This is a genomic window from Paenibacillus sp. FSL H8-0283 (assembly GCF_045040675.1).
GTDB classification, from domain to species: Bacteria; Bacillota; Bacilli; order Paenibacillales; family Paenibacillaceae; genus Paenibacillus; species Paenibacillus amylolyticus.
The window spans coordinates 6,494,659-6,519,050 of the sequence record NZ_CP150295.1 but is presented as its reverse complement, the minus strand read 5'-3'; the positions used below and the strand labels follow the sequence as shown (position 1 = coordinate 6,519,050).

The following is a 24,392-nucleotide window of genomic DNA, read 5'->3' as shown; positions in this document are numbered from 1 at the left end:
GAAGTGAAAGTTTAATGATGGGGTTATCGTCCGGACGGGCTTTAAAAAGCCGGTTTGAAGAGGCCCCTATTCTTTTTCAGATTTATCGAAACGTTTCGATTTTAACTAATTCAAGGAGTGAACCTTATGACAACGATGATTAATGAACCGATCCGGTTAAGTGCCGGAGAGTTATCCTTTACCTTTTTGAACAGTGGCGACCTATACCAGGCTACATCCGGTACAACGATGTTAAACCAGTTGCTCAGCAACCAGATTGATGGATCATTGAACAACCTGTACCTGCGTGTACATGAGGGAGAGAATATCAGCTCGTTCCCGTTGCTCGGTGTACGTTCGAACAGCAAGGTGATTACAAGCAAGGCACAATCCAGCAACCAGTTGATCTGGGAGGGCACAGTCCAGCTGGAAGGTAGCAAAAAAGGCATTGGCTATCAGGTCGTATTTACAGCTACACCTCAAGGTGTATGGTTCTGGGATGTGAAGCTCACAGGACAACAACATAACGTAGATGTGGTATACGGACAGGATGTTGGGCTTGCAGATCCAGGTGCGGTACGTAGTAATGAGGCTTATCTGTCACAATACATTGACCATACGGTGTTTGAAGATGAGGCGAAAGGTTATGTCGTTTGTTCCCGTCAAAACCAGCCTCAGGGCGGTGCATTTCCATATATGCAACAAGGTTCCCTGACCAAAGCAGTTGGTTACTCCACAGATGGATTCCAATTCTTCGGTCTGTCATACAAGGAAACGAATCAACCAGAGAGCTTGAATCACCCAACGCTGGCAAATGAGACATATCAGTATGAATTTGCCTATACGGCATTGCAATCTGAACTGCTGAATCTGAACGGAGAAGCTCAGGTGGTCTTCTATGGACTGGCGAAGCCTAATCATGCCGAAGGAATCTCTGCACTGGAGTTCGGAGATGAAGTTACCGCAGCATGGAATGAAGTACAGGCTCTGACTGTGGAAAACGGCGATACGTTGGAACAGGTGAAACTGTCCTCCTTCCTGGGTGAACCGCTGGTAACACTTGATCTGACGCAAGATGAGATTCATGATCTGTTTCCTGATCGTCATCAGGAAGAGCACAGTGGTGAGGAACTGTTGTCCTTCTTCACAGGTAGCTATGAGCATATCGTTCTGAAAGCAAAAGAACTGCTCGTAGAGCGTCCACACGGTCACATTCTGATGAGTGGTGGCAACGTGCAACTTGGAGCACAGGTTATTACGACAACGTCGTATATGTACGGTATTTTCAACTCACAACTCGTTATTGGTAACACCAATTTTAATAAAATGATCAGTAATGCCCGCAATGCATTAAACGTGCCGAAAACGGCGGGACAACGCATCTATGTGGAAATGGACGGACAATATCGTCTGCTGACGATGCCTTCCCTGTTCGAGATTGGCTTCAACTATGTACGTTGGATCTACAAAACGGCATCCGATACGATCATCGTGACGAACTACACAGGGGCACACACCACTGAAGTGAGCATGAACGTACGCTCCACAAGTGGCACGGCATACCGTTACCTGGTAACAAACCAGATTACGATGAATGTGAATGAATACGAGTATCCGTTGCATATGACGCAGGATGGCGATACTTTGATCTTCAAGGCTGATCCACAAGCGATTAGTGCAGGGACGTACCCAGATCTGCAATACCGCATGTCGGTGGACGGCGCAGCTGTGAATGTAGGGGACGAAACGTTGCTGGCAAGTGGTATCCGCAGTGGTTCCGCATCACTGGTTACGCTTAGTCTGGAAGCGAGTGCTGAATGGACGCTGAAGGTACAAGGGGTATTGGAAGGTCAAGCGGACAGCGGAGTGGTAGCAGGTTCAAGCCTGACGTTTGAAGAGGAAGTGCAGGCATACCGCGAGTTCTTCGCAGGTGTGATGAACGGTTTCCGTTTGTCCCGTGGCGAAGGCCAGAGTGCTGAGGATCTGTTCAAAGTAAATGCGCTGGCTTGGTGGTACACCCACAATATGCTGGTTCACTATTCTGTGCCTCACGGTTTGGAGCAGTACGGTGGCGCGGCTTGGGGTACACGAGATGTGTGCCAAGGTCCGGTGGAGTACTTTATGGCAACGCAAAAATATGAGCAAGTTCGCGATATCATCAAAATGGTGTATACCCACCAATATGAAGATGATGGCAACTGGCCGCAATGGTTCATGTTTGATAAATACTTTGCGATCCAACAGGAAGAGAGTCATGGCGACATCATCGTATGGCCGTTGAAAGTATTGGCGGATTACCTGACAGCGACTCGCGACTATGCAATCCTGGATGAGAAAGTACCTTATACCGTCAAACATAGCTTCGGGTTCACGGAAGAGACGGCAACGGTACTGGATCACGCGAAAAAAGAGATCGAATATATCCGTTCGCACTTCCTGCACGATACGTTCCTGTCTTCCTACGGAGATGGCGACTGGGATGATACGCTCCAACCAGCCAATGCACAGCTGAAGCAATACATGGTAAGCAGTTGGACGGTGGCATTGACATATCAGTCCGTGAATGTGCTCTCGCAAGCGCTGAAATTCAAGGATGCGGACTTTGCACAGGAGCTTGATGTGCTGGCTCAAGGCATTCGTGAGGACTTTAACCGTTACATGCTGGGCACAGATGTGATTCCAGGCTTTGTATACATGGAAGAAGCGGACCAAGCGAAGCTGATGCTTCATCCAACAGACACAGAGACAGGCATTCAATATCGACTGTTGCCAATGACGCGCAGCATGATCGGTGAATTGCTGAATGCGGAGCAAGCAGAATCGCATTATGCCTTGATCCGTGAGCAGTTCCTATGCCCGGATGGCGTGCGTCTGATGAATCGTCCAGCTCAATATGCTGGTGGTGTAAGCACACACTTCAAACGTGCAGAGCAAGCGTCCAACTTCGGACGTGAGATTGGTTTGCAATATGTGCACGCCCATATCCGTTACGTGGAAGCGATGGCGAAGCTGGGTAAGACAGATCAGGTGTGGAATGGTCTCGCGATGATCAACCCGGTTGGTATCGGCGAGGTTGTACCTAACGCGGAGATTCGCCAAGCGAACTCATACTTCAGTAGTTCGGACGGTAAGTTTAATACGCGTTACGAGGCACAGGAGCATTTTGACCAGCTTCGTAAAGGGACTGTACAAGTGAAAGGCGGATGGAGAATCTACTCCAGCGGCCCTGGAATCTACATGAACCAGCTGATCTCCAATGCGCTTGGCATTCGTCAAGAGGGCGGCGATCTGGTCATTGACCCGGTATTGCCAGCTGAGCTGAACGGCATGCAATTCGAATTCGAGTATGCGGGTGAGCCAGTGACGTTCATTTATCACTTGAACGAAGGTGCTGTGAGCCGTGTAGCGGTGAATGGCAAAGACATTCGTACTGAGCGTACAGCGAACCGTTACCGTCAAGGCGGAGTAAGCATCTCACTGGATGAGTTCAGACAAGCACGCAGTGCAACTGAGCGTACGGTTGTTGATATCTATATGTAATTTCATAGCATGATGTACACCAAGGTCATCCTCCTTTAATCAAGGCGGGATGGCCTTTTTGGCATATGCTCATAATCCACTAGCGCAGCGGGACCGCCAGCAACGTGTACAACAGCTCATTATGCCGCACATGCTTGGTTACATAGCCCTGTTGTTCCAGCCAGCTGCATAGCTCACCCAGCAGAGGGAAGTGACGCTCGCGTAAGGCGCGCAGCTGTTCCTCGTGTCCTGTGGTTTCTGCCTGCCGAATATAGGAATCACGGTGAGTCGCATCAACAAACATCAGATCCGTTAGACCGATACGTCCACGCGAGGTTAATACCCGCTGCATCTCCTGTAAAGCCAATAGTTGCTGATCTGGACTTAGATGATGGAAAGCAAAGCTGGATACAACAAAGTCGAAGGAATGATCGGTAAAAGGCAACGCCAGAAAATTACCAAGTTTCACATGCATCTCAGGATATTTGGTACGACATCTGCGTAGCATCTCCCGGGATTGGTCGATTGCAGTCATGTCTGCGCCGTGCTGTAGCAGTTTTCCAGCCAGATTACCTGTGCCTGTACCAATATCAAGTCCTTTCTCACCAAGGGCGGGAGAGATCCAATGAGCTGTCTGTTCGAGCGCTTCGTCATAGTTGTGATACAGATAAAAGGAAGACTGTACCGTATCATTGGAATCGCCCGGCGTGGAATGACCTGCATTATGGTTTGGATGTGAAACTTCATTCTCATCGCTTATAGGCGAGGGGTCGGCCGAATGATGCCTGTCCTCTGAATTGGGGTGTTCAGTACTGACTCTGCCTTCTGCCTGCACTCGCTGATCATGGATGGCTGCCTGCATGTCATAATTCCACCGATCATGCCAGTTCTGCCGTGCTTCACGCAGGCGACGCGCACTGTCCGCAAGGTCGTGCAGATGGCTGACATCCAGCGGACCGTCCTGACGATTCAGGTCTATCATGCGCTGGGTTGTATCCATCATACGTTTGAGCTCAATCCACTGGGCATACATGACGGCCTGTTGCAGCTCCAGATATTCTTCCAGCCGTTGCTGGTTCCCCTGATCGATCTCTCCGAGCGCGTGTGTAATATCCTGCAACGACATGCCAATCTCACGCAACGCAGCAATGGTCTGAAGCCGCCAGATATCATTCTCCGTATAGGTACGATACCCGTTACTGGACTGTTTGGCGGGGAGAATTAATCCTTTTTCCTCATAAAAACGAATGGCTCTCGCCGATATACCAAGCCTGCTTGCTGCCTCTTTGATGTTCATCATGCATCCCCCTCCTTATCGAATCAGTATAAACCATGACGTTACGGCAAGGTTAAGTGTTTATTTCATTTTGCGAAAAGGTTCAATACCGAGTGGAATTTTAGTCAAAGCTGAGGCTATGCTACAATATATAGAACAAAAAACTTAAATAGTGGAGTAAACGAACAATGTCTTCCTATTCCTAAGTTTCTCAACGTTCTTAACTCTCTTAACTTTCCCGACGTTGTAACGCACAGCGTTGTCGACTATAGCACGAAAGGTTGAATCATTATGCTTACCAGCCATACATTTACGATTCGTCCATCCGAGATTAAAGATGCAGCCCAGCTAATGGAGTTGGATGCCCTGGTATGGGACAAATACACCTCTCCTGCACCGATGCAATGGCGTTCCAGACAACAATATCTGCAACATTGCCCGCCAGGCAGTCAATTGATTGCGGTGCAGGGAGAGCGGGTATGTGGTTATGTGGGCTTTAATCCAGCCACAGGTATGCCCGTCAACCGTCATGTCTACGAGATTCATATTGCGGTTCATCCTCATGATCGGCGTTGTGGCATTGCCACAGCTTTGATGGATGCCATTAAGCAGCATGCGGCCCAACAAGGCGTTCGCAAGCTCAGGTTGCGCGTACTTTCCAGCAATCCGGGAGCCATCACGTTTTATACACAGTGTGGATTTGTGACGGAAGGCAGGTTGGTTTCCGAGTTTTATATCGGAGGCAAATATGTGGACGATATTCTTATGGGTTATTTTATCCAGACCAAATAGAAACATAGCTGAGGAGGAGGAACAACGATGGATATGGGACTTAGGGGTAAAAAAGCATTGGTGCTGGCTTCCAGTCGCGGGCTAGGCAAAGCGGTGGCTGCTCAATTGGCAGCAGAAGGTGCTGACGTCATGCTTGCCAGCCGGAGCGAAGAAAAGCTCGCAGCAGTGAAGCAGGAGCTTCTGGCGCTTGGTGGTGGCGGACGTGTGGAATATTGTGCAACCGATGTGACACGCAAGGAAGATATTGAGGCTCTGATTCACAAGACAGCAGAAATGTTTGGACAGATTGATATTCTGGTGAACAATTCGGGTGGCCCGCCATCGGGTTCATTTGAGTCACTGACGGATGAAGATTGGGAACGTGCATTTGAATTAAATGTGCTCAGTTATGTAAGGCTGATTCGTGGCGCTCTTCCTTATATGAAAGAAAGCGGAGGACACATTGTCAATATCGCTTCAACTTCGGTGAAACAGCCGATTCCGGGTCTGGTGCTGTCCAATACGTTCCGTACTGGCGTGTTTGGATTGGCGAAGACGTTATCCCAGGAGCTGGCTCCATACGGAATATTGATCAACACGGTGGCGCCGGGACGTATTGCAACAGACCGTATACGTGAGCTTGATGCAGCACGGGCTGAGCAGAACGGAATCAGTGAGGAAGAGGTATCTGACCAATTCCGTAAAGAGATTCCACTGGGCCGTTATGGTCAACCAGAGGAGTTTGCCAAAGCGGTGGTATTCCTGTTATCCGGAGCCAATACGTACATTACCGGAACCTCATTGATCGTGGATGGTGGTATGGTCCGAGCACTATAAAAGTCATGGATACAATAAAATACCCTCTGTCACCACATTACGTGGAGATCGAGGGTATTCGTGTTGATCCATTATGTTGGGAGAGATCACTCCCGATTCATTATGTAGGCGAATTAGCGCAAGAGTTCCCATTCATGCTGAAGCATGCCGTACACCGCATGGTTCACGTAACCTTTAGGCAGTTTCTCTGCCTGACGAATGACCCCCTCGAGAACAAATCCGAGTCTTTCAGGGATAGCGCGACTCCGTTTGTTATTCGTTGCCGAGCGAATCTCGACGCGATTCAGGTCCAGGGTCACCAGAGCATAATCAACCAGAACGCGACAAGCGCTTGTCATCAAGCCTTGACCCTCAAAACCTTTGCCAAGCCAATATCCGATGCTTACCGAGCGATTGGTCCAGTTAATTTCGTGGAATCCAATGACGCCGGCTAGATCCCCTTTTGACCATACTCCGGCGGTGAATCCGCCATTCTCGGCACCTTGTTTTAACGCGTTGGTAATAAAGTTCGAGGTGTGTTCCACTTCTGTCACATGATCCACCCACGGCAACCAATGTCTCAGTTGATCCCGCGAGCGATCCGTCAGTTCGAACAGTGGTTTGGTATGTTCCATGGCCAGTGGCCGGAGTTCGGTATATTCATCCAATGAATAGGTAAACATGAATGCAACCTTCTTTCTTTGTATAGTGTTGTTCAAAAAAGTCCACTTTTGATTACGAATTATGCCTAGCGGCATTATTAGCATCGAATATGAAAACCAGATTTTTTGAACACGTATTTGTAGTGGATTAACGTGAGGTCTTGGGCAACTTTTGCTCCAGTGCAAACAGGTCTTCTTCCATTGAGGCCATGCGTTGATTAACCGTTGTGCGTGCGTCACGGAGTGCCTGATTATATATGTAGGGAGCGAGCTGTGTCATGAACAGGTCGAGGACACCCCAAGCGGCCAGATCGCCGAGTTCTTCGCCACGTTCCTCTTCGAAATACGACTGGATGGTGCGAATGGCTTCATCCTGCTGTTCTTTGGTCAGTTTAAGCGAGTTCGATGGAATGGGAAACCCTCCCTTTAATTTGTTTTTACTATCATGCTACATGATTCGAGCGAACCCGTCAAAATGGTTTAGGGCCTATTTATGCACGGCTAATCCTGACTTTGGTGCCGTTCTTTATTGAACTCCTCCCCCGTTAAAGGTATATTTAAATGAAACGCGTACGAAACTTTCCAAGAAAATAGTTTTTTTCAGGAAATGACTTCGTTATTAAGGAATTATAGCCGGAATTGCTGCAATTCCCTAAGGCTCCAATCCATTCATGAAAGGTTTGATACCTGTGGACAATCGTACAACCCCACCTAACTTTATCAAAAATATTATTACCGAAGATCTCCGGTCTGGGAAAGTCCAGGAAGTTATTACCCGTTTTCCTCCGGAACCGAACGGTTATCTGCATATCGGCCATGCCAAGGCGATCTGGATTAACTTTACGCTGGGCGGCGAATTTGGCGGCAAAACGAATCTGCGCTTTGATGACACGAATCCGGTCAAGGAAGATGTAGAGTACGTTCAATCGATTCAGGAAGACGTGAAATGGCTCGGATACGAGTGGAATGAGAAACGTTTTGCCTCGGATTATTTTGACGAGATGTACAACCGTGCTGTCTTGTTGATTAAAAAAGGTAAAGCTTACATCGACGACCAAAGCGCCGACGAAATCCGTGAAATGCGCGGAACGCTGACGGAGCCGGGTAAGAACAGCCCGTACCGTGATCGTTCGGTGGAAGAGAATCTCGACCTGTTCACACGTATGCGTGCAGGCGAATTCAAGAACGGGGAGAAAGTGCTGCGTGCCAAGATCGATATGTCTGCACCGAATATCAACCTGCGCGATCCGGTCATTTACCGGATTTCTCATGCACATCATCATAACACGGGCGACAAATGGTGTATCTATCCAATGTACGCCTTTGCTCACCCGCTCGAAGATGCAATTGAAGGTGTAACGCATTCCCTCTGTTCCCTGGAGTTCGAGGATCAACGTCCATTTTACGATTGGGTTATTGCCGAGTGTGAGATGGAGAACCAACCACGTCAATATGAATTTGGTCGGCTGAATCTGTCCCAGATGGTAACAAGCAAGCGGAAGCTGAAACTGCTCGTAGATGAAGGACATGTGGATGGATGGGATGATCCACGTATGCCAACAATTTCGGGTCTGCGCCGCCGGGGTTATACACCGGAAGCTATTCGTGATTTTGTATATGAGACAGGCATTTCCAAAAACTATGGAGTTATCGACCTGCAAACGCTGGAGCACTTTGTACGTGAAGACTTGAAACTGAAAGCTCCACGCACGATGGCTGTGTTGCATCCGCTCAAAGTGGTCATCACCAACTACCCTGAAGGACAAGTGGAATGGCTTGAAGCAGAGAACAATGTGGAGAACCCAGAGATGGGTAATCGCCAAATTCCGTTCTCCCGTGAGATTTATATTGAACAAGACGATTTCATGGAAAATCCGCCGAACAAATATTTCCGTTTGTTCCCTGGCAACGAAGTTCGTCTGAAACATGCATACTTCATCAAATGTAACGATGTGATCAAAGATGCAGAAGGTAATGTAACCGAGATTCATTGTACCTATGATGTGGAGACAAAGAGCGGCAGTGGATTCACTGGCCGTAAAGTCAAAGGAACAATCCACTGGGTAGAAGCGACTCAAGCGGTACCTGCTGAATTCCGTCTGTACGAGCCGTTGATCCTGGATGAAGCACCGGAAGCAGAGGTGGAAGTGGCAGTAGCTGGGGCTGAAGCTGAGGTTGTGGAAGAGCAACCGGAGAAAACGTTCCTGGATCAATTGAACCCGAACTCCCTTGAGATTGTTAATGGGTATGTGGAACAAGAGATGAAAGAAGCGAATGCTCAGGATAAATTCCAATTCTTCCGTCACGGTTACTTTAGTGTAGATCCGAAACATTCCGAACCAGGACGTCCGGTATTTAACCGGGTCGTATCCCTGAAGAGCTCATTCCAACTGCCGAAGGCATAATGTGAAGCGCATAGGTAGGACGATAGGTTAGCAGTAAACTTAAATCTATGAACGTAAAAGGCGTCTCCAGGGCAATAAGCCAATGGAGACGCCTTTTTCTTGTGCGCCTGCAATTGATAAAGAAGGTTGTACTAATACAAGTCCTGGTTCTGCGTGGATACACAAAAAATAATTATTAATACAACGGGATACTTAAATAAACATTTTTCCAACTTTCGGCGTTTAAGTTAATGTGAACAATAATTTCAAGGAGGAATCAAGATGAAGCGATTTGTTTCTTTATTGTTGATGTTAACTTTAGCTGTCTGCGTAGGCTCTGTTGCCTCTGCTGCTTTGGACCAATCCCTAATGGATCTACCTTTTAAGGAACGTGCGGCGAATGTGTACAATTCATCACTAAAAAAAGTTGAACTAAGTGTCATAAAGGATGGAAAGGCAACAAAAACAACTTATAAATCCATTTATATCCCAGTGAAAGATGTTTTTAAACGATCTGGAGCAACGTTTAAATGGGATGGAAAGAAAAAAATCACCACGATTAAAAATGAAGGACAAGAACTGATTCTTAATTTCTCTGGCAAAGAAATCACAGCGGGTAACAATCAAGTTGTGCTCCCTCAAGAGTGGGTACAATTGAAACACGGGATCTCGAGTATGGATGCATTTGTCTTAGCATATATTTTTGAACTCTCGACTGATGACTCCGATCAAGAAAGAGTGGACTGGAAAGAAAAACTGAATTTCTTGGATATCAAAGGTACAACCGGTTTTCCAGGATTAGATAAGTATATGCATGTGTTTGTTCAGTTTAATGATTAGTTAAAATCTATAGAGAAAATAGCATCGTATTCATATTATGATAGAACGAATTACAGCTCCGCTTTATCCCCGGATTTTACCCTTTGAAAAGGGAATCAAAAAAATCCGGGGATAACAGCGATCGAAAGATTCTTCTGTCCTCGTAGTGCTCCAGTGGAAATCTTTTTCAACTTTTTCAAACAAAAGATTATCTGTCCTCATCCATATTGCCCATCTCCGTCAACACAACCGGCTGATAGCCGTTACGTCGATTCGATAACCACATGATGCTAAATCCAACAGCGCCGATGAGCGAGAAGAATACGCCGATACTATACATGATTTCTGCACCGAAGCTCTGGAACAACCAGCCGCCGAACAGACCGGCAATGACGCCGGAGAGACCGCCCCAGGCCATTGTGTAGACCGCTTGACCGGAGGAACGGTAAGGTCTTGGAATGAACAGCATGGTCAGTTGCGTACCCACATAGAAGTACCCACCAAACGTAATGGAGTGCATCAACTGAATGAATACAATCTCCAGTGGGTTGTTAGCCAGTGCCATGAGCTGCCAGCGAAGTGCAAACAGCACACTGATCAGAATGAGAGATGCCAGGAGCATGCTCATTTTGCGTTTGAGTAAGCGATCGAGCAACAGGAATACGCCGACTTCGAGAATGGATGAGGTGAAGATGGCCCAGCCGACCATCTGTTTGTCGCCACCCATTTCTACTATGTATAGTGACATAAACGTACTGTTCATGGCATTAGGCACCGATACGAGTACACCCAGGCCGATAAATGCCATAAAATACGGATTGAACATGACTTTGCCAAACCGCCGAAAAGTAACCACCGGTGTATCCGAAGCGATCGGCTGTCTGGGTAGAAATACGGATAATACAAAGGCGGTGGCAATCATGCACGCAAATATAATAGATACACTGCCGATGCCAAAACGGTCAATGAGCGGTCCGGCTGCGACGGCAGTCAGCGCCCAACCGAGTGAACCCCAGAGCCGGAATGATCCGAATTTTTGGGTTGTACCATCGATATATCCGAGAATCAGACTGTTCGTTTGAGCAAATAATGGGCTTTGAAAAAAATAAAAGAAAATCATGGCTACATAGATCCACGTATACGTGGGCGCATAGAATACACCTTGGGCGAGCACAAATGTGCCTCCCATCATAATCATCAGAATGATGCGAATGTTGCGAGATTTATCGCTCCAGAAACCCCAGAACGGGTTGGCAAACAAGGATACAAAGGGTCCAATCGCCATCAGACTGCCAATCTCCAGTTTGGTCATACCAATCTCTTGCAGGTAAAGCTGCAGGAATCCGGCGAAGATGGAGATGGCTCCATATATGAAAAAGTTATATAGTTTCAGAGAAACCAATGAGGGATTGCCTCTTGAAGGTGCAGGTCTGTCCAATTAAGCCATTCCTTTCAAATGCATATTGTTCAATGTATCATTTGTTGAAAGGGGATTCAATGCATAGCGAACGTTTTGAAATTGATGCAGTCAAACACATATCGTTACCAGGAGGGAGGATAACAACATGAACACGCGTGAATGGACAGGCATCATATTGGCAGGAGGATTATCCAGTCGCATGGGGACCAACAAGGCCATGCTGGAACTGAACGGTTCCGTTGTACTGCAACATGTCACAAAGGCCATGAGACCCGCCGTATCCCGTATCATCGTGGCTGCCGGACCCAATGTGACAACCTACGGTGCAATAGGCTACGACTGCGTTCAGGATCACTATCCGGGGAAGGGGCCACTCGCCGGTCTTCACGCGGCGCTGGAAGCTTCCGATACAGACTGGAATCTGGTATGCGCCTGCGATATGCCGCTCCTGCAAACGTCCTTTTTTGATGGGATAAAAAAGCTGGCCGAGTCGCATGACTCTTATTCTGCTATCGTTCCACGCGTGGATGGACATGTCCACCCTCTTGCAGGGGCTTACCACATACGAGTGCTCCCTGATCTGGAGCAGCGTCTGATACAGGATCATCTTCGAGTCATGCGATGGCTTGAAGAGATCGGATGCTGTTATGTCGAAGCGGAAGAGCTTGAGAGAGCTGGCGTTCATCAAGTAGCGATGCAAATGAGTAATATGAACACGCCGGAAGAGTACGAGCGTATCCGTAATCAAGATTCTGGACTCGATTCCGATCTGTAGGATACAGGATCACCTGATGCTTCTGCATGATGATTGCGATATTGAAGCGGGCTTTGGCCTGTCCAACGTTTGAATTGTCTGCTGAAATGGGACAGATGGGTGTAACCGAGCTTCCATGCAATTTCCCCGAGCGACAGCTCTGGTTGTTCGATCAGTACTTTGGCCTCCTGCAACTTCAAGCTGGACAAGTAAGCCCTGGGCGATCGCCCGTACACCTTGCGAAAGACCTGTAGACCATATCCCGAGCTGATGCCAAACGAGGATATAATCTGCTCTACTTTGACCGTGGATACACTGCTTTCCTTGGTTCGAAGCTGGGCATGGAATGCCTGCTTGATTGCCTCCGCTATAGCTCCCGCATAATGCATGGCTGTTGGAGCTGGTGCATGTGAAGCAGCAACGGAAGTGGTGGCCTCCGGTTTATTGTCAGCGGCTTGGGACAACAGGGCGAACAGTTCAAACATGCGTGCCTGCATGATCATTTTGTCAGTGGACGTGTAGGCTTCAGATACGTTAATCATCCCCATCCAACTCTCCAGCACAACGCGCATCTTCCTATTATCTGCCGTACCTGCTGCGTAGATTCGGCTGTGCTGTGACATCAGCTTCAGGGTGAAGACCGGATCATCCACATTAAAGTGAGTGCTAAAATAAGTCATGCCTTCCGTGGATACACATTGATTTGTATGTTTGAACCCGGGAGGAATGAGAAGAATGGAACCTTCCTCCACGGTATAGGTATAACCATGAATCACACTCTCCTGCGTACCTTCGATGACCAACATAATTTCAAAGCCCGGATGTGATTCCTCAGGCATCGCCCATCCATAGGGTACTTGTTGGCTGTGAGCACCATAGAATTTGATGTTACAGTCGATAATAGGCAGCCAGTGGGCCAGCGTATGGTGAGGCATTTCTCGGAGCTGTGATCGGATATCCATAACATTCACCTCGGAAAAGGGTAAAAACAACTTGCCTTATACAATCGGCACCCGTAGTATACTTCATTATAATCAGTTTAACGTGGGCATGGTTAATCCATGGAATACATCAGCGTTTGAAGTGGTTGCTGAACAATCCAAGTTCTTCAACCGACATTAATGTAAACGCTACCATTATAGATTGGAATATGTCAACTCTTGCACACGTCAAGATCATTATATTTTCCACCTAAAAAGGAGATTAAATCATGGACAAATTATTATATGGCGTAGCTTACTATGATGAATATATGCCTTACGAAAGATTGGACAAAGACATTCAGATGATGAAGGATGCAGGGATTAACGTGGTCCGCATTGCAGAATCAACCTGGAGTACCCATGAACCGCAGAATGGTGTATTTGACTTCTCTTCCGTGGATCGTGTGCTCAATGCCATGCATGAGGCGGGGATTCAGGTCATCGTTGGCACACCAACGTATGCTGTTCCAACGTGGATGGTCAAGGAATATCCGGACATTCTGGCTACAACCTCACAGGGACCTGGCAAGTATGGCGCAAGACAGATCATGGACATTACACATCCAACCTATCTATTCTATGCCGAGCGGATCATCCGCAAGCTGATCTCTCGGGTAAGTACACATCCAGCGGTAATCGGTTATCAGACAGATAACGAGACGAAGCATTACAATACGGCTGGAGATAATGTACAACTGCAATTCGTCAAACATATGCGGAACAAGTTCAGCTCCCTGGATGAGCTTAACAAGGAATTTGGCCTCGACTACTGGAGCAATCGGATCAATAGCTGGGAGGACTTCCCGTCTGTTGTAGGAACGATCAACGGCAGTCTGGGTGCTGAATTTGCCAAGTTCCAGCGACAGTTGGTAACCAACTTTTTGGCTTGGCAAGTGGGGATCGTGAATGAATACAAACAGGAAGGACAGTTTGTTACCCAGAACTTTGACTTCGATTGGCGTGGATATTCCTACGGCATTCAAGGGGATGTGGACCATTTTGCCGCATCGAAACCTTTTGACATCACCAGTGTGGACATCTACCATCCTTCCCAGGATGATCTGACCGGCATTGAGATTTCATTCGGCGGGGATGTGGCGCGTTCGACCAAACAATCGAATTATCTGGTACTGGAGACCGAAGCGCAGGCGTTCTGGCATTGGGTTCCTTATCCGGGACAGCTGCGTTTGCAGGCATTCAGTCATCTGGCTTCAGGGGCGAACATGGTCGCTTACTGGCACTGGCATTCGTTGCACAATTCCTTTGAGACGTATTGGAAAGGATTGCTCAGTCATGATTTCGAACCGAATCCGGTGTACAACGAAGCGAAGACCATTGGTAGGGATTTTGCAAGACTGAGTCCTAAGCTTGTGAATCTGAAGAAAAAGAATCGGGTGGCCGTGCTGTTCAGCAATGAGGCCCTGACTTCCATCAAGTGGTTTGGGTTTAACTTCACCAGTGACAAGAACTACAATGACGTGGTGCGCTGGATGTACGATGAATTGTACAAGATGAACATTGGCTGTGACCTCATCGACCCATCGGTTGAGAGTTATGCGGAGTATGACGTACTCGTTGTACCTGCTCTGTATGCTGCTTCGGATGCATTGCTGGAAAAATTGAATCAATTCGTAGAGGATGGCGGACATATCGTCTACTCGTTCAAAAGTGGATTTGCAAATGAGCATATCAAGGTACGCTCTACCCGCCAGCCCGGGCTAATTAGTGAGGCATGCGGGATCAGTTATAACCTTTTTGTAGAGCCAAAACATGTTTCGCTGCGCGATGATCCATTTGTAGTTGGTGAGGAGCAGAACCGAGTTCACACCTGGATGGAACTGATTACACCAACAACGGCTGAAGTACTCGCTTGGTATGATCATCCACATTGGGGTGAATATGCGGCAATTACCCAGAATGCCTATGGAAAAGGCAAAGCAACCTATGTCGGCTGTTACACCAGTTCTGCGGTGATCCGTAAGGTGTTGGAACGTGTCATGAAGGAAGCGGGCGTATGGGGAGCTGATCAGGAGCTGGCTTTTCCGATCATTGTGAAGACAGGTGTGAACGATCAAGGGAACACGATTCGCTATTATTTCAATTATGCAGATGAGGCAACATCCTTCGTGAATGCTTATGGAGAAGGGACTGAACTTCTGGCAGGAACCCCGATTGCTGCGGGAGAGAAGATCGAACTGGAGCCATGGGGCATACGGATTATCGAACAATAATAGAAAATAATAAATATAGGTATATAAGTTGAATTTAACATTTCCAAACGAATATAAAGACCAAAGCGCCCTCAGCTTCCATGCTGGGGCGTTTGTCTATTTTAGCTCAGGAGTGGATGCGCTGTGTTTACCGAATGTTATCGGAAGCTGATAGATCCTTTCAAACGCAGCATTCGCAATAAATTGATTCTTACCATGACGCTTCTGGCTGTTCTGCCCGTCATTGCCATGACCGCTATGGCAGCCGAGAATACCCGCTTTTCCATGGAAAAGGAGATTATGGAGACCAACCGAGCCAATATGAACTGGGCCTCCATCTATCTGGGTGAACAGTTCGCGCGCATGAACAATATTATTTATTCCATTCAGATCAGTGACGAATTGCATCAATATCTGGCGTTGAACGAGGAAGCGCCGGCAGCCAGTCGGTTCGATGAACAGAAGGCCATGTTCAATATGCTGAACAGTGTATACTATTCGGCTGGCAATTATGTATTTGGCGTTGAACTCTATCTGAAGGAATTGGACACCCTGTTCACCTTTAACTCGATGGATTCTCGCATCAAGGCGGTATCGGAAATACCGGAAGGATATCATGAGCTTTTTGCACAACATAAAGATTTTACGATTATCAATGATCCGGACGATCCGCAAAAGTTTCACATGACCCGCAGCATGAACCGCTTCGAGGATCAGGCACAGATCGGGGCCATCAGTCTGGAGGTCAAGTGGGCTGAGTTCAACCAGACCCTGGAGCTGCTGGATAGCCGGGGAGACTATGCGGTATACATTGCTGATAGCGCGGGCAGTCCGGTCTATCAGCCAAACCAAGAGATTCAGCCGTCTGCGGAAGCACTGGAGAAATTGGCAGGCACAAAAGAAAGCTCGGGTTTCATCCGGACAGCCAAAGAATATGTATTCTTTCACTCCATCGAGCCGTCAGGACTACGTGTGATCAAGATTGTACCTGCCCATGTCGTTAACGAAAGTGCCTTGGAAACGATGAAATACGGATTGGTTGTGGGTGGCCTGGCCACTGTCATATCTGTGGGACTAGCTGCGCTGGTGGCCTGGCGCACATCAAAGCCCATTGTCAGACTGGCAAATTCCATGAAGGGTATTCAACTGATCAAGGACAGGGAAGTGGTGCGAAGTGGCCGGGTAGATGAGATTGGTCTGCTGGAGAAAAATCTGCATGGCATGGCTAATCGTATTCGGGAACATATTCGAGACAACTACCTGATGAATCTGGAGAAGCAGACGGCCGAGCTCAAAGCACTGCAATCCCAGATCCATCCGCATTTCCTGCAAAATACGTTGCAGATGATTGGCGGCATGGTCTACTCGCAAAAACCGGCAGACAGTTACAAAGTCATTCGAGCCTTGAGCGAGATGTTTCGTTATATTGTGCGAGCGCCGGATGGACTTGTCCCTCTACAGGCTGAACTGGACCAGCTGGAGCATTATATGCTGATTCAGAAGCAGCGTTTTGCCGGCAGGCTTGAATATACACTGGAAATCACCGGAGAACTTCGGGCGTGTTATATCCCCAAGTTGTCTGTGCAACCCATTGTGGAGAATGCATTTTTGCATGGTCTGGAGAAGAAACAGGGCGAGTGGAAGCTGGGTATTGAGGTGGTCTGTGAACCTAGAGATGTAACCATTCGAATTTGTGATAACGGCGTGGGTATGGATGCTGAGAAACTAACGGAGATGCAGTCCAGACTGGAGCGGCTTACCCGGCAGGCTGATCGGGTGTGGAGTTCAGGTACAAGTATTGGACTGGTCAATGCGGCCTCACGAATGGTAATGCATTTTGGACCTGAATATGGGATGAGCATAGAAAGTGAATACGGACAGGGGGCAAGCGTTACGGTACGAATCCCCTGCAATACAGGAGGCGAAGCCTTGTGAACAAGGAACTGTACAGAGTGCTGTTGGTGGATGATGAACCGTGGAACCGGGATATTTTGCGTAACCTGGGAGATTGGAATGAACTTGGCATGACCGTTGCAGGTGAGGCAGAGGATGGCGAGCAGGCCATTCAACTGGTCAAGCAGCATCAGCCTCACATTATCATTACGGACATGCGCATGCCCGGCACAGACGGTGTGGAGCTGTTGCAGACGCTTAGCGGACAATACCCACAGATCAAGGTGATCGTGGTGAGCGGATATGATGACTTCAATTATGCAAAACATGCGATCCGGCATCGGGCTGCAGATTATCTGCTCAAACCGGTGAATCCGGATGAACTGAATGGTGTACTTGCTAAATGTGCAAAGGAATTGGAAAAGGTTGAATCAGCACCTGAATCATGGGAATCGTACCCATCTTCGTTCGCAGGTGAGTTCTCCCTGTTTCAGCAGCAGGCTCGCTTGCGGTTTAATGACCTAAACGTTCAGAGTCTGCGGGAGTGGTTCCAGCAATTACAGCAGAAGCTGGAACGATGCGAGATTAACAGACCTCGGCAGCTTGGAAGGGTGGCTCATGAATTACAGGCTTTGCTGGACGAACTGTGCGTCTCCAATGGCTTGTACGAGCGGCCCGAAGCAACGGCGCTACCTCCTGCGTCTGCGCTGGCTTCCATCGAATCCACGATCACATGGATTTCGACTCCGTACTATCAGGCTTTGGAGCAGCTGATTGCGCAGCGTAAGTTCAAGAATAAGCTGAACCTGGACGAGGTGAAACAATACATTGAGCAGCACTGTATGGAGATGATTACGCTGGAGCAGCTCGCCCAGATCTTTTTTGTTAGTAAGGAATATCTCAGCAAGGTATTCAAGAAAGAGTATGAGGTGAATGTAACCGACTATGTTATCCAATTACGTATGACGAGAGCGAAAGAATGGGTGATGGATGAACAGATTCCGTTCAAGCATGTTGCCGAGATGGCGGGTTATGAAGATGTGTCCTACTTCTATCGGGTATTTAAAAAGCATTTCGGAGTATCTCCAGGGGAGATGCGGAAGGGACAGGCTCGTATATCAGGTAAATCAGGCAGTAGTACGGAATGAGACGTACGAGAGAGCATTTGAGGCAGGATTAAGGTTTAAAATAATCCAATACACAAGTCTAATTTTGTCCAATGAAGCGCTTTCATTTACTGATATATAATGATCCTATGAAAGACAAACCAGTTACACACCGGGAGGTCATAAGAGATGAAAGTATGGAAAAGCGTAGCAAGTGCGGTACTGGTCAGTGTTCTGCTCGCAGGTTGCGGTTCCAATGCAGGAACGGACAATGGGCAGGAGGAATCGGCATCAGGCAGCACGGTATCACTCAAAGTATTCGTTGCACAACCTCGGCTGAAAGAACATTACGATAAATATATAGAACAGTTCAAAGCCAAGGAAAAAGCAGAGAAAAACATTGAGGTGAACGTGCAACTGGAGATGCCGCCTGCGGACAATGCACCTCAGATTCTGAAGACTCGTCTCGCCTCCAATGATGCACCAGATGTGTTCGCCCTGCATGCAGTCAATGAGATTCCACCATTCAGCAAAGCTGGTTATCTGGAAGACCTGTCGGGCCAACCTTTTGTTGATAAGCTGCTGGATTCGGTTAAACCTTCCATAACGGATGCGGAGGGTAAAATCGTAGCTATTCCATTGGAAACAGTATCATGGGGCTATCTGTACAATAAAGATATTTTTGAAGAGCAAGGGCTGGAAGTGCCAACGACGTTAACGGAAATGAAAGCGGTCGTGGAGAAACTCAAAGCAGCCAACATTACACCGTTTGAACTGTCCTACAAAGAAGCCTGGATTCCGCAATTATTCCTGCCACTTACCGTGGGTGCATTAACTCAGTCTGAGCACAAAGACTTCGTGGAGAAGATGAATCAGGATCAGGGCTCCTTCTCCGATATGAAAGCATTGTTCGATATCTTCGATCTCGTCAATGCCAATGGAACGGACAAAGCGCTGGAAGTGGGCGGAGATGATGGTTCAGCAGCCTTCGCATCTGGAAGCGCCGCGATGTGGATTCAGGGACCCTGGTTTGCCGAAACTATACTGAAGTCCAACCCGGACTTGAACTTTGGTGTAGCACCAATGCCGATCAATGATAATCCGGATGATACCAAAATCAATCTGAGCACTTCCACTTCACTGGCAGTATCGTCATCTAGCAAAAACAAAGAAGTGGCACTCGATTTCGTGAACTACATTCTCGATGACAAGGATTCAAGTGCATTCTTCGAAGCACTCAAATTCAATCCGATTGCCAAGATCCATGACTTCAAGAGCTTCCCGTGGGTAGACGATGCACAGAAATATGTGAGTGAAGGTAAAGCTTATGAGGACCCATCCCTCCCTCAAGCGGTGAAAGACGAGTCAGGCAAAGCGTTGCAAGGCTACTACTCTGGGCAATTAAATCAACAGCAGGTTATCGATGCGCTCGACAAGGCGTGGAAATCCTACAACAAAGTCAACAAGTAAGGAGCTGTGAGGAATGGAGTATCCGCTTTTGTTGGCAAATCTCAACGGTCTGAGAGTTTTGTCAACAAATGAGCGGTACTTTGTTTCGTCAGAGTCTCCAAGCAGATGATACGGCAGGCAGAACGTTCTTCGTTCCCTCGTTTACAATCATCCGCTTCGAGTGAAAAGGGGGAGAACCAATGGCTACGAATGTGTTCAAGAAGTATCTGTCACTGCTCGCGTTCACTGCGCCTGCCTTTGTCATCTATGCGATTTTCCTGCTGTATCCCACGTTTAGTGGCATGTTCTATAGTCTGACGGATTGGAACGGACTTAATCAGGATTACAGCTTTATCGGTCTGGGCAACTTCGTGGAATTGTTCAAAGAAGATCCAGACTTTCTGAACTCTCTGTGGTTCACGATGAAATATGTAATATTTATGCTGATTCTGCAAAATGGAATTGCCTTGCTGCTCGCTGTGTTGATTGAGTCACGAACGCGCAGCAAAGGGCTTTTCCGGACGTTGTTCTTCATGCCTAACATGATCAGTACAATCATCAGTGCTTTCATGTGGACCTTCATCTTCTCTCAGGTGCTGCCACAGCTCGCAGAGAAACTGGCTTTTTCGTTCCTCGACCAGCAATGGTTGGGTGATCCGAAGTTTTCATTTTACTCCATTCTGATCGTATCGCTCTGGAACGGTGTAGGGTATATGATGATCATCTATCTGGCTGCTCTCCAGGGTGTGCCGAAAAGTCTCAAAGAAGCGGCTGTTATTGATGGGGCCAACGCATTCCAGGTACTGCGTAATGTAGTGTTGCCGATGATAACTCATGCCGTGACCATCTGTTTCTTCCTGACGCTTAACGGAGCATTCAAAGTGTTTGAAGTGGTATATGGACTGACTGGTGGCGGACCGGGTCGGGCCACGCAGGTGATCACGATGAACATCTATGAAGAAGCATTCTCCAACAACTTCAGATACGGCTATGCGAGTGCCAAATCGGTTGTGCTGTTCATCATCGTACTCATCTTTACACTCATCCAGATCACCGTCATGAAGAAGAAAGAGGTGGAAGCATGAGGATGCAACGACTGAACAGTTATCTGATTCGACTGCTGCTGATTCTGGGCTCTCTCGTCGCCATGCTGCCGATCTACATGGCGGTTGTGAACTCTTTCAAAACACAGGGTAAGATGTTCCAATCTTTTCTCGCGCTGCCAACAACGTTGCACTGGGAGAATTATTCGGACGCGTTTAACAAAATCAATCTGTTGGGCAGTTCCATGAACTCGGCAATTGTATCCTTTCTGGGGATTGGGGGAATCGTCTTCTGTGCCTCACTTGCGGGATACAAGTTGTCACGTACCTCCGGACGTTTGAGCAACCTGATCTTCTTCCTGTTTGTTGCATCCATGCTGGTGCCGTTCCACTCGATCATGATTCCGCTGACACGGGTAGCCAAAGGCATGGGGGTGCAAGGAAGCACGTACGGATTGGCCCTGATCTATATCGGACTTGGCGTGAACATGGCAATCTTCCTCTATCACGGGTTTGTGAAGTCCATTCCGCGTGAATTGGAAGAATCAGCTCAGATGGACGGATGTAATGAGTTCCAGACATTCTTCCAGATTATCTTCCCACTCTTGTTGCCGATCACAGTCACCATCGCGATTCTGGACTTCCTGTGGATCTGGAATGACTTCTTGTTGCCACTGCTCATGCTGACCGATGTGAATCGTTATACGCTGATTCTGTCCACAAACATGCTGTTTGGTGAATATAACAAGGAATGGCCGTTGATTCTGTCCTCCCTGGTACTGACTGCGATTCCGGTTATCCTGATCTATGCGTTCTTCCAGAAGTTCATCATGGAGGGTATTGCGGAGGGTGCGGTCAAAGGATAGAACGTTCAAAGGAATCCCGCAGCGCATCTGGTGTTTGCCCGTTCTGTTATTCGGCCAAACTTTCGAAACTTACGCAAATAGCCTTGATCTGAAGGACGTGGTCCTTCAAGGTCAAGGCTGTTTTTTTTGATTGTGAAATCAGGAAAAAGCATTCGTCGAAGTCAGGATCCAGAATCCATAAGCCTGTGGACAGCCTCTGCCAGGCATTGTAGTCCACGCTCCATCTCATCGGGTGAAGCATACGCGTAAGAGAGCCGAATGTGACTCGCATCTAACCGGTCATACAGATAACCCGGGTGGATAAGTACATTTTGCTCCAGACAGGTATGGAACAATTGGCGGATAGAGAGAGGGGAGACAGTGAATTGCAGCCAGATGTAAAATCCACCAGCGGGTATTTCCCACTCCGCAATCCCATGGAAGTGACGTTGAAGCAACTCCAGCATGATATCTCTGCGTCTGCGTAGTTCAGGGCGAAGGCGTTCCATATGTCCAGCGTGATGTCCTTCGGCGAACCATAGGGCAGCGGCTTCTTGGGCGAGTGAACTGGTGCCGTAATCGGTCTGCATCTTGATATCGGCGAGACGGCGAATGACCGGCTCTGGCCCAACTAGCCATCCGAGGCGCAGACCGGGGCTGACTGCCTTTGACAGGGTGCCCATATGCAACACCCGTCCTTCCTGGTCACGCGCCTTCAGCGATGGCGGAGGAGGAGCATCCAGCCACAGATCACTGTAGGCGGCATCCTCCAGTATGGAGATGCCTAGTGTTCGAGCGGTGGTCATCAGTTCTTCCCGGCGGTGATCACCCATCACAGAGCCAGTGGGATTGTGGAAGCTCGGGATCGTATAGAGAAGCGAGATATGATCTTGATCTTTGACATGCTGAGCAGCATCCTCCAGACGTGCAATGTGCAATCCTTCGTCATCCATAGGGATGCCACTCATTTTCAACCCTGCCGATTGAAAGGCGTGAATCGAATAGAGATACGACGGTTTTTCCAGGAGAACCGCTGATCCGCGAGGGAGCAGTCCGACCGAAATTAAGTGCAGCGCCTGAAGAGAGCCCGACACGATCAGTATGGAATCCGGAGAGGCCTGAATGCCGGTAGTCTGCAAATGGACGGATAAAGCCTCACGAAGCTCCAGGCTTCCTTGAGGTTCCAGATAGTTGAGTGTACGAGAACGATGGGACAGGGCATACAGAATGTCGTTAAAAGCCTCCTGAGGCATCAGCTCTGGGGCAAGCTCCCCTGTACCGAGTCGTATGATGCCAGGCCGGAATTCAGCCTGATTAATCTGCTGGATCTCGGGCAGGTTGGGATAATACCAGCCCTCCTCGATGGCTTCGTTCCAGTTGGGCATCGCTCCATGAGCCATACCATGCCAACCGGAGCCGGAAATATAGGTTCCCCCGCCATGTCTGCCCTCAATGAGGCCAGCGGCGGTCAGGTTATCCAGGGCAGTGACCAATGTACTGCGGTTTACCCCCATGGACTCAGCCCATATTCGCTGTGAGGGGAGACGATATCCTGCTGACCATTCGCCCGTTGTGATTTTCTGCCGGATATAGGCTTCAATCTGGCGATATAAGGGCAAGTCGAGAGAGGGGTTCGGTTTCCACCCCATGTTTAGCCGAGAATCAGAACGTTCCATGACAGGCAGAGTCACCTCCGTGTTTCTTTGTAACCAACACTATATCATTTGGTTGGGTCTGATGCCATCCAAGTGGTTGGTTACGTCAGCCATCATCTGCCCTACTATGGAATACAGAGATAAGGGGGAAGCGCGATGGAGGTTGTTATTCACGCAGTGGTTCTGGCATTTGGCCTGATCTTGCCACTGGGTGTGCAGAATGTATTTATTCTTAACCAAGGCATGAGCCAGAGGCGTTATATACATGCCCTGCCTGCTGTAATAACGGCAGGGGTCAGTGATACGTTGTTGATCGGGGCAGCCGTTGGAGGGGTGTCGCTCATTTTGTTGCAATGGCCATTGCTAGCGAATGTGATGTATGCAGTAGGAAGCTTGTTTCTGCTATATATGGCATGGAGTATTTGGAGGTCGTCCGAATCTGTGGAAGGTTCGCAAACGGTAATGTCAGCAGGGCGACAGATTGCGTTCGCAGCATCGGTATCTTTACTCAATCCCCATGCTCTGCTGGACACGGTTGCCGTGATTGGCACCAGTTCACTTCAGTATGAAGGGGTGGAGCGCATTTATTTTGCCCTAACAGCCGCGGCTGTATCGTGGATATGGTTCTTGGGACTTGCAGGCGCAGGCAGGGTGATTGGCAGAACGGATCGAACTGGACGCATCAGTCTGGTGTTTAATCGGTTGTCCGCTGTGGTCATGGTTGGTTTGGCGGTTATGATGCTGTGGAAGCTCGTCTATGCATAGAAGGACCGTGATGTAGCGGGCTCATTTTATTTAAAATAAAAAA

Annotated in this window: 19 protein-coding genes; 13 read left to right on the top strand and 6 right to left on the bottom strand. The window is 48.2% G+C overall.

The window, feature by feature from the left end:
- The first annotated feature begins 126 nt into the window (after nucleotides 1-126).
- On the top strand, nucleotides 127-3,519 hold the full coding sequence (locus tag MHI52_RS28680; RefSeq protein WP_405158056.1) for a GH36-type glycosyl hydrolase domain-containing protein: 3,393 nt from the start codon (nucleotides 127-129) through the stop codon (nucleotides 3,517-3,519).
- Between the two features lie 79 nt (nucleotides 3,520-3,598).
- Here MHI52_RS28680 and MHI52_RS28675 read toward each other — a convergent pair whose 3' ends face one another.
- Entirely contained in the window at nucleotides 3,599-4,798 is a 1,200-nt protein-coding gene (locus MHI52_RS28675) for a methyltransferase domain-containing protein (RefSeq protein WP_405158055.1), read from the bottom strand.
- Nucleotides 4,799-5,065: 267 nt separating this feature from the next.
- On the opposite strand from MHI52_RS28675, the gene MHI52_RS28670 reads away from it, so the two are divergent.
- Both MHI52_RS28670 and MHI52_RS28665 read left to right on the top strand, forming a co-directional pair.
- The gene (locus MHI52_RS28670) at nucleotides 5,066-5,566 is read left to right on the top strand and encodes a GNAT family N-acetyltransferase (RefSeq protein ID WP_127548957.1); all 501 of its coding nucleotides are present in this window, start codon (nucleotides 5,066-5,068) and stop codon (nucleotides 5,564-5,566) included.
- A gap of 27 nt (nucleotides 5,567-5,593) precedes the next feature.
- The gene (locus MHI52_RS28665; RefSeq protein ID WP_076209748.1) at nucleotides 5,594-6,382 is read left to right on the top strand and encodes an SDR family oxidoreductase; all 789 of its coding nucleotides are present in this window, start codon (nucleotides 5,594-5,596) and stop codon (nucleotides 6,380-6,382) included.
- A gap of 113 nt (nucleotides 6,383-6,495) precedes the next feature.
- Here MHI52_RS28665 and MHI52_RS28660 read toward each other — a convergent pair whose 3' ends face one another.
- Nucleotides 6,496-7,044 (bottom strand): GNAT family N-acetyltransferase, encoded by a 549-nt coding sequence (locus MHI52_RS28660; protein ID WP_036612698.1) that lies wholly within the window; start codon nucleotides 7,042-7,044, stop codon nucleotides 6,496-6,498.
- A 127-nt stretch (nucleotides 7,045-7,171) separates the two neighbouring features.
- A complete protein-coding gene (locus MHI52_RS28655) occupies nucleotides 7,172-7,414 on the bottom strand; it encodes a DUF2164 domain-containing protein (protein WP_244988428.1) in 243 nt (80 codons plus the stop codon).
- 280 nt (nucleotides 7,415-7,694) lie between these two features.
- Between MHI52_RS28655 and MHI52_RS28650 the strand changes: the two genes are divergently transcribed.
- Nucleotides 7,695-9,428: a glutamine--tRNA ligase/YqeY domain fusion protein gene (locus MHI52_RS28650; RefSeq protein WP_127548964.1), complete on the top strand. Its 1,734-nt coding sequence runs from the start codon at nucleotides 7,695-7,697 to the stop codon at nucleotides 9,426-9,428.
- Between the two features lie 261 nt (nucleotides 9,429-9,689).
- Nucleotides 9,690-10,247, top strand: coding sequence for a stalk domain-containing protein (locus MHI52_RS28645; protein WP_353882398.1), 558 nt, complete (start codon nucleotides 9,690-9,692; stop codon nucleotides 10,245-10,247).
- Between the two features lie 187 nt (nucleotides 10,248-10,434).
- Here MHI52_RS28645 and MHI52_RS28640 read toward each other — a convergent pair whose 3' ends face one another.
- Nucleotides 10,435-11,628 carry an MFS transporter gene (locus tag MHI52_RS28640; protein WP_036667790.1) on the bottom strand — a complete coding sequence of 398 codons (1,194 nt, stop codon included), beginning with the start codon at nucleotides 11,626-11,628 and terminating at the stop codon, nucleotides 10,435-10,437.
- Nucleotides 11,629-11,791: 163 nt separating this feature from the next.
- Here MHI52_RS28640 and MHI52_RS28635 point away from each other — a divergent pair, with 163 nt between their 5' ends.
- A complete protein-coding gene (locus tag MHI52_RS28635; protein WP_405158054.1) occupies nucleotides 11,792-12,421 on the top strand; it encodes a molybdenum cofactor guanylyltransferase in 630 nt (209 codons plus the stop codon).
- Here the strand turns inward: MHI52_RS28635 and MHI52_RS28630 are convergent.
- On the bottom strand, nucleotides 12,391-13,362 hold the full coding sequence (locus MHI52_RS28630; protein WP_405158053.1) for an AraC family transcriptional regulator: 972 nt from the start codon (nucleotides 13,360-13,362) through the stop codon (nucleotides 12,391-12,393). The genes MHI52_RS28635 and MHI52_RS28630 overlap by 31 nt on opposite strands.
- A 248-nt stretch (nucleotides 13,363-13,610) precedes the next feature.
- Between MHI52_RS28630 and MHI52_RS28625 the strand changes: the two genes are divergently transcribed.
- The 6 genes from MHI52_RS28625 to MHI52_RS28600 all read left to right on the top strand — a co-directional run bounded on the left by MHI52_RS28625 (nucleotide 13,611) and on the right by MHI52_RS28600 (nucleotide 21,950).
- On the top strand, nucleotides 13,611-15,614 hold the full coding sequence (locus MHI52_RS28625; RefSeq protein WP_340984067.1) for a beta-galactosidase: 2,004 nt from the start codon (nucleotides 13,611-13,613) through the stop codon (nucleotides 15,612-15,614).
- A 123-nt stretch (nucleotides 15,615-15,737) separates the two neighbouring features.
- Complete coding sequence (locus tag MHI52_RS28620; protein WP_405158052.1) at nucleotides 15,738-17,528, top strand: sensor histidine kinase; 1,791 nt, start codon at nucleotides 15,738-15,740, stop codon at nucleotides 17,526-17,528.
- The gene (locus MHI52_RS28615; protein WP_405158051.1) at nucleotides 17,525-18,634 is read left to right on the top strand and encodes a response regulator; all 1,110 of its coding nucleotides are present in this window, start codon (nucleotides 17,525-17,527) and stop codon (nucleotides 18,632-18,634) included. The genes MHI52_RS28620 and MHI52_RS28615 overlap by 4 nt, the downstream gene beginning before the upstream one ends.
- A gap of 147 nt (nucleotides 18,635-18,781) precedes the next feature.
- The gene (locus MHI52_RS28610) at nucleotides 18,782-20,062 is read left to right on the top strand and encodes an ABC transporter substrate-binding protein (RefSeq protein ID WP_047840742.1); all 1,281 of its coding nucleotides are present in this window, start codon (nucleotides 18,782-18,784) and stop codon (nucleotides 20,060-20,062) included.
- 179 nt (nucleotides 20,063-20,241) lie between these two features.
- The gene (locus MHI52_RS28605; protein ID WP_047840741.1) at nucleotides 20,242-21,126 is read left to right on the top strand and encodes a carbohydrate ABC transporter permease; all 885 of its coding nucleotides are present in this window, start codon (nucleotides 20,242-20,244) and stop codon (nucleotides 21,124-21,126) included.
- Nucleotides 21,123-21,950, top strand: a complete 828-nt coding sequence (locus MHI52_RS28600; protein WP_405158050.1) for a carbohydrate ABC transporter permease — start codon at nucleotides 21,123-21,125, stop codon at nucleotides 21,948-21,950. Before MHI52_RS28605 ends, MHI52_RS28600 begins: the two co-directional genes overlap by 4 nt.
- A 161-nt stretch (nucleotides 21,951-22,111) precedes the next feature.
- On the opposite strand, the gene MHI52_RS28595 is transcribed toward MHI52_RS28600, so the two are convergent.
- Nucleotides 22,112-23,605 (bottom strand): PLP-dependent aminotransferase family protein, encoded by a 1,494-nt coding sequence (locus MHI52_RS28595; protein ID WP_405158049.1) that lies wholly within the window; start codon nucleotides 23,603-23,605, stop codon nucleotides 22,112-22,114.
- Between the two features lie 135 nt (nucleotides 23,606-23,740).
- Here MHI52_RS28595 and MHI52_RS28590 point away from each other — a divergent pair, with 135 nt between their 5' ends.
- A complete protein-coding gene (locus tag MHI52_RS28590; protein ID WP_405158048.1) occupies nucleotides 23,741-24,349 on the top strand; it encodes a LysE/ArgO family amino acid transporter in 609 nt (202 codons plus the stop codon).
- Nucleotides 24,350-24,392 lie beyond the last annotated feature (43 nt).

Coding starts and splice junctions, on each gene's coding strand:
- MHI52_RS28590 (WP_405158048.1), top strand. CDS start 23,741: ATGGAGGTTGTTATTCACGCAGTGGTTCTGGCATTTGGCCTGATCTTG.
- MHI52_RS28660 (WP_036612698.1), bottom strand. CDS start 7,044: ATGTTTACCTATTCATTGGATGAATATACCGAACTCCGGCCACTGGCC.
- MHI52_RS28680 (WP_405158056.1), top strand. CDS start 127: ATGACAACGATGATTAATGAACCGATCCGGTTAAGTGCCGGAGAGTTA.
- MHI52_RS28610 (WP_047840742.1), top strand. CDS start 18,782: ATGAAAGTATGGAAAAGCGTAGCAAGTGCGGTACTGGTCAGTGTTCTG.
- MHI52_RS28650 (WP_127548964.1), top strand. CDS start 7,695: ATGAAAGGTTTGATACCTGTGGACAATCGTACAACCCCACCTAACTTT.
- MHI52_RS28625 (WP_340984067.1), top strand. CDS start 13,611: ATGGACAAATTATTATATGGCGTAGCTTACTATGATGAATATATGCCT.
- MHI52_RS28595 (WP_405158049.1), bottom strand. CDS start 23,605: ATGGAACGTTCTGATTCTCGGCTAAACATGGGGTGGAAACCGAACCCC.
- MHI52_RS28605 (WP_047840741.1), top strand. CDS start 20,242: ATGGCTACGAATGTGTTCAAGAAGTATCTGTCACTGCTCGCGTTCACT.
- MHI52_RS28670 (WP_127548957.1), top strand. CDS start 5,066: ATGCTTACCAGCCATACATTTACGATTCGTCCATCCGAGATTAAAGAT.
- MHI52_RS28635 (WP_405158054.1), top strand. CDS start 11,792: ATGAACACGCGTGAATGGACAGGCATCATATTGGCAGGAGGATTATCC.
- MHI52_RS28600 (WP_405158050.1), top strand. CDS start 21,123: ATGAGGATGCAACGACTGAACAGTTATCTGATTCGACTGCTGCTGATT.
- MHI52_RS28665 (WP_076209748.1), top strand. CDS start 5,594: ATGGATATGGGACTTAGGGGTAAAAAAGCATTGGTGCTGGCTTCCAGT.
- MHI52_RS28630 (WP_405158053.1), bottom strand. CDS start 13,362: ATGGATATCCGATCACAGCTCCGAGAAATGCCTCACCATACGCTGGCC.
- MHI52_RS28645 (WP_353882398.1), top strand. CDS start 9,690: ATGAAGCGATTTGTTTCTTTATTGTTGATGTTAACTTTAGCTGTCTGC.
- MHI52_RS28675 (WP_405158055.1), bottom strand. CDS start 4,798: ATGATGAACATCAAAGAGGCAGCAAGCAGGCTTGGTATATCGGCGAGA.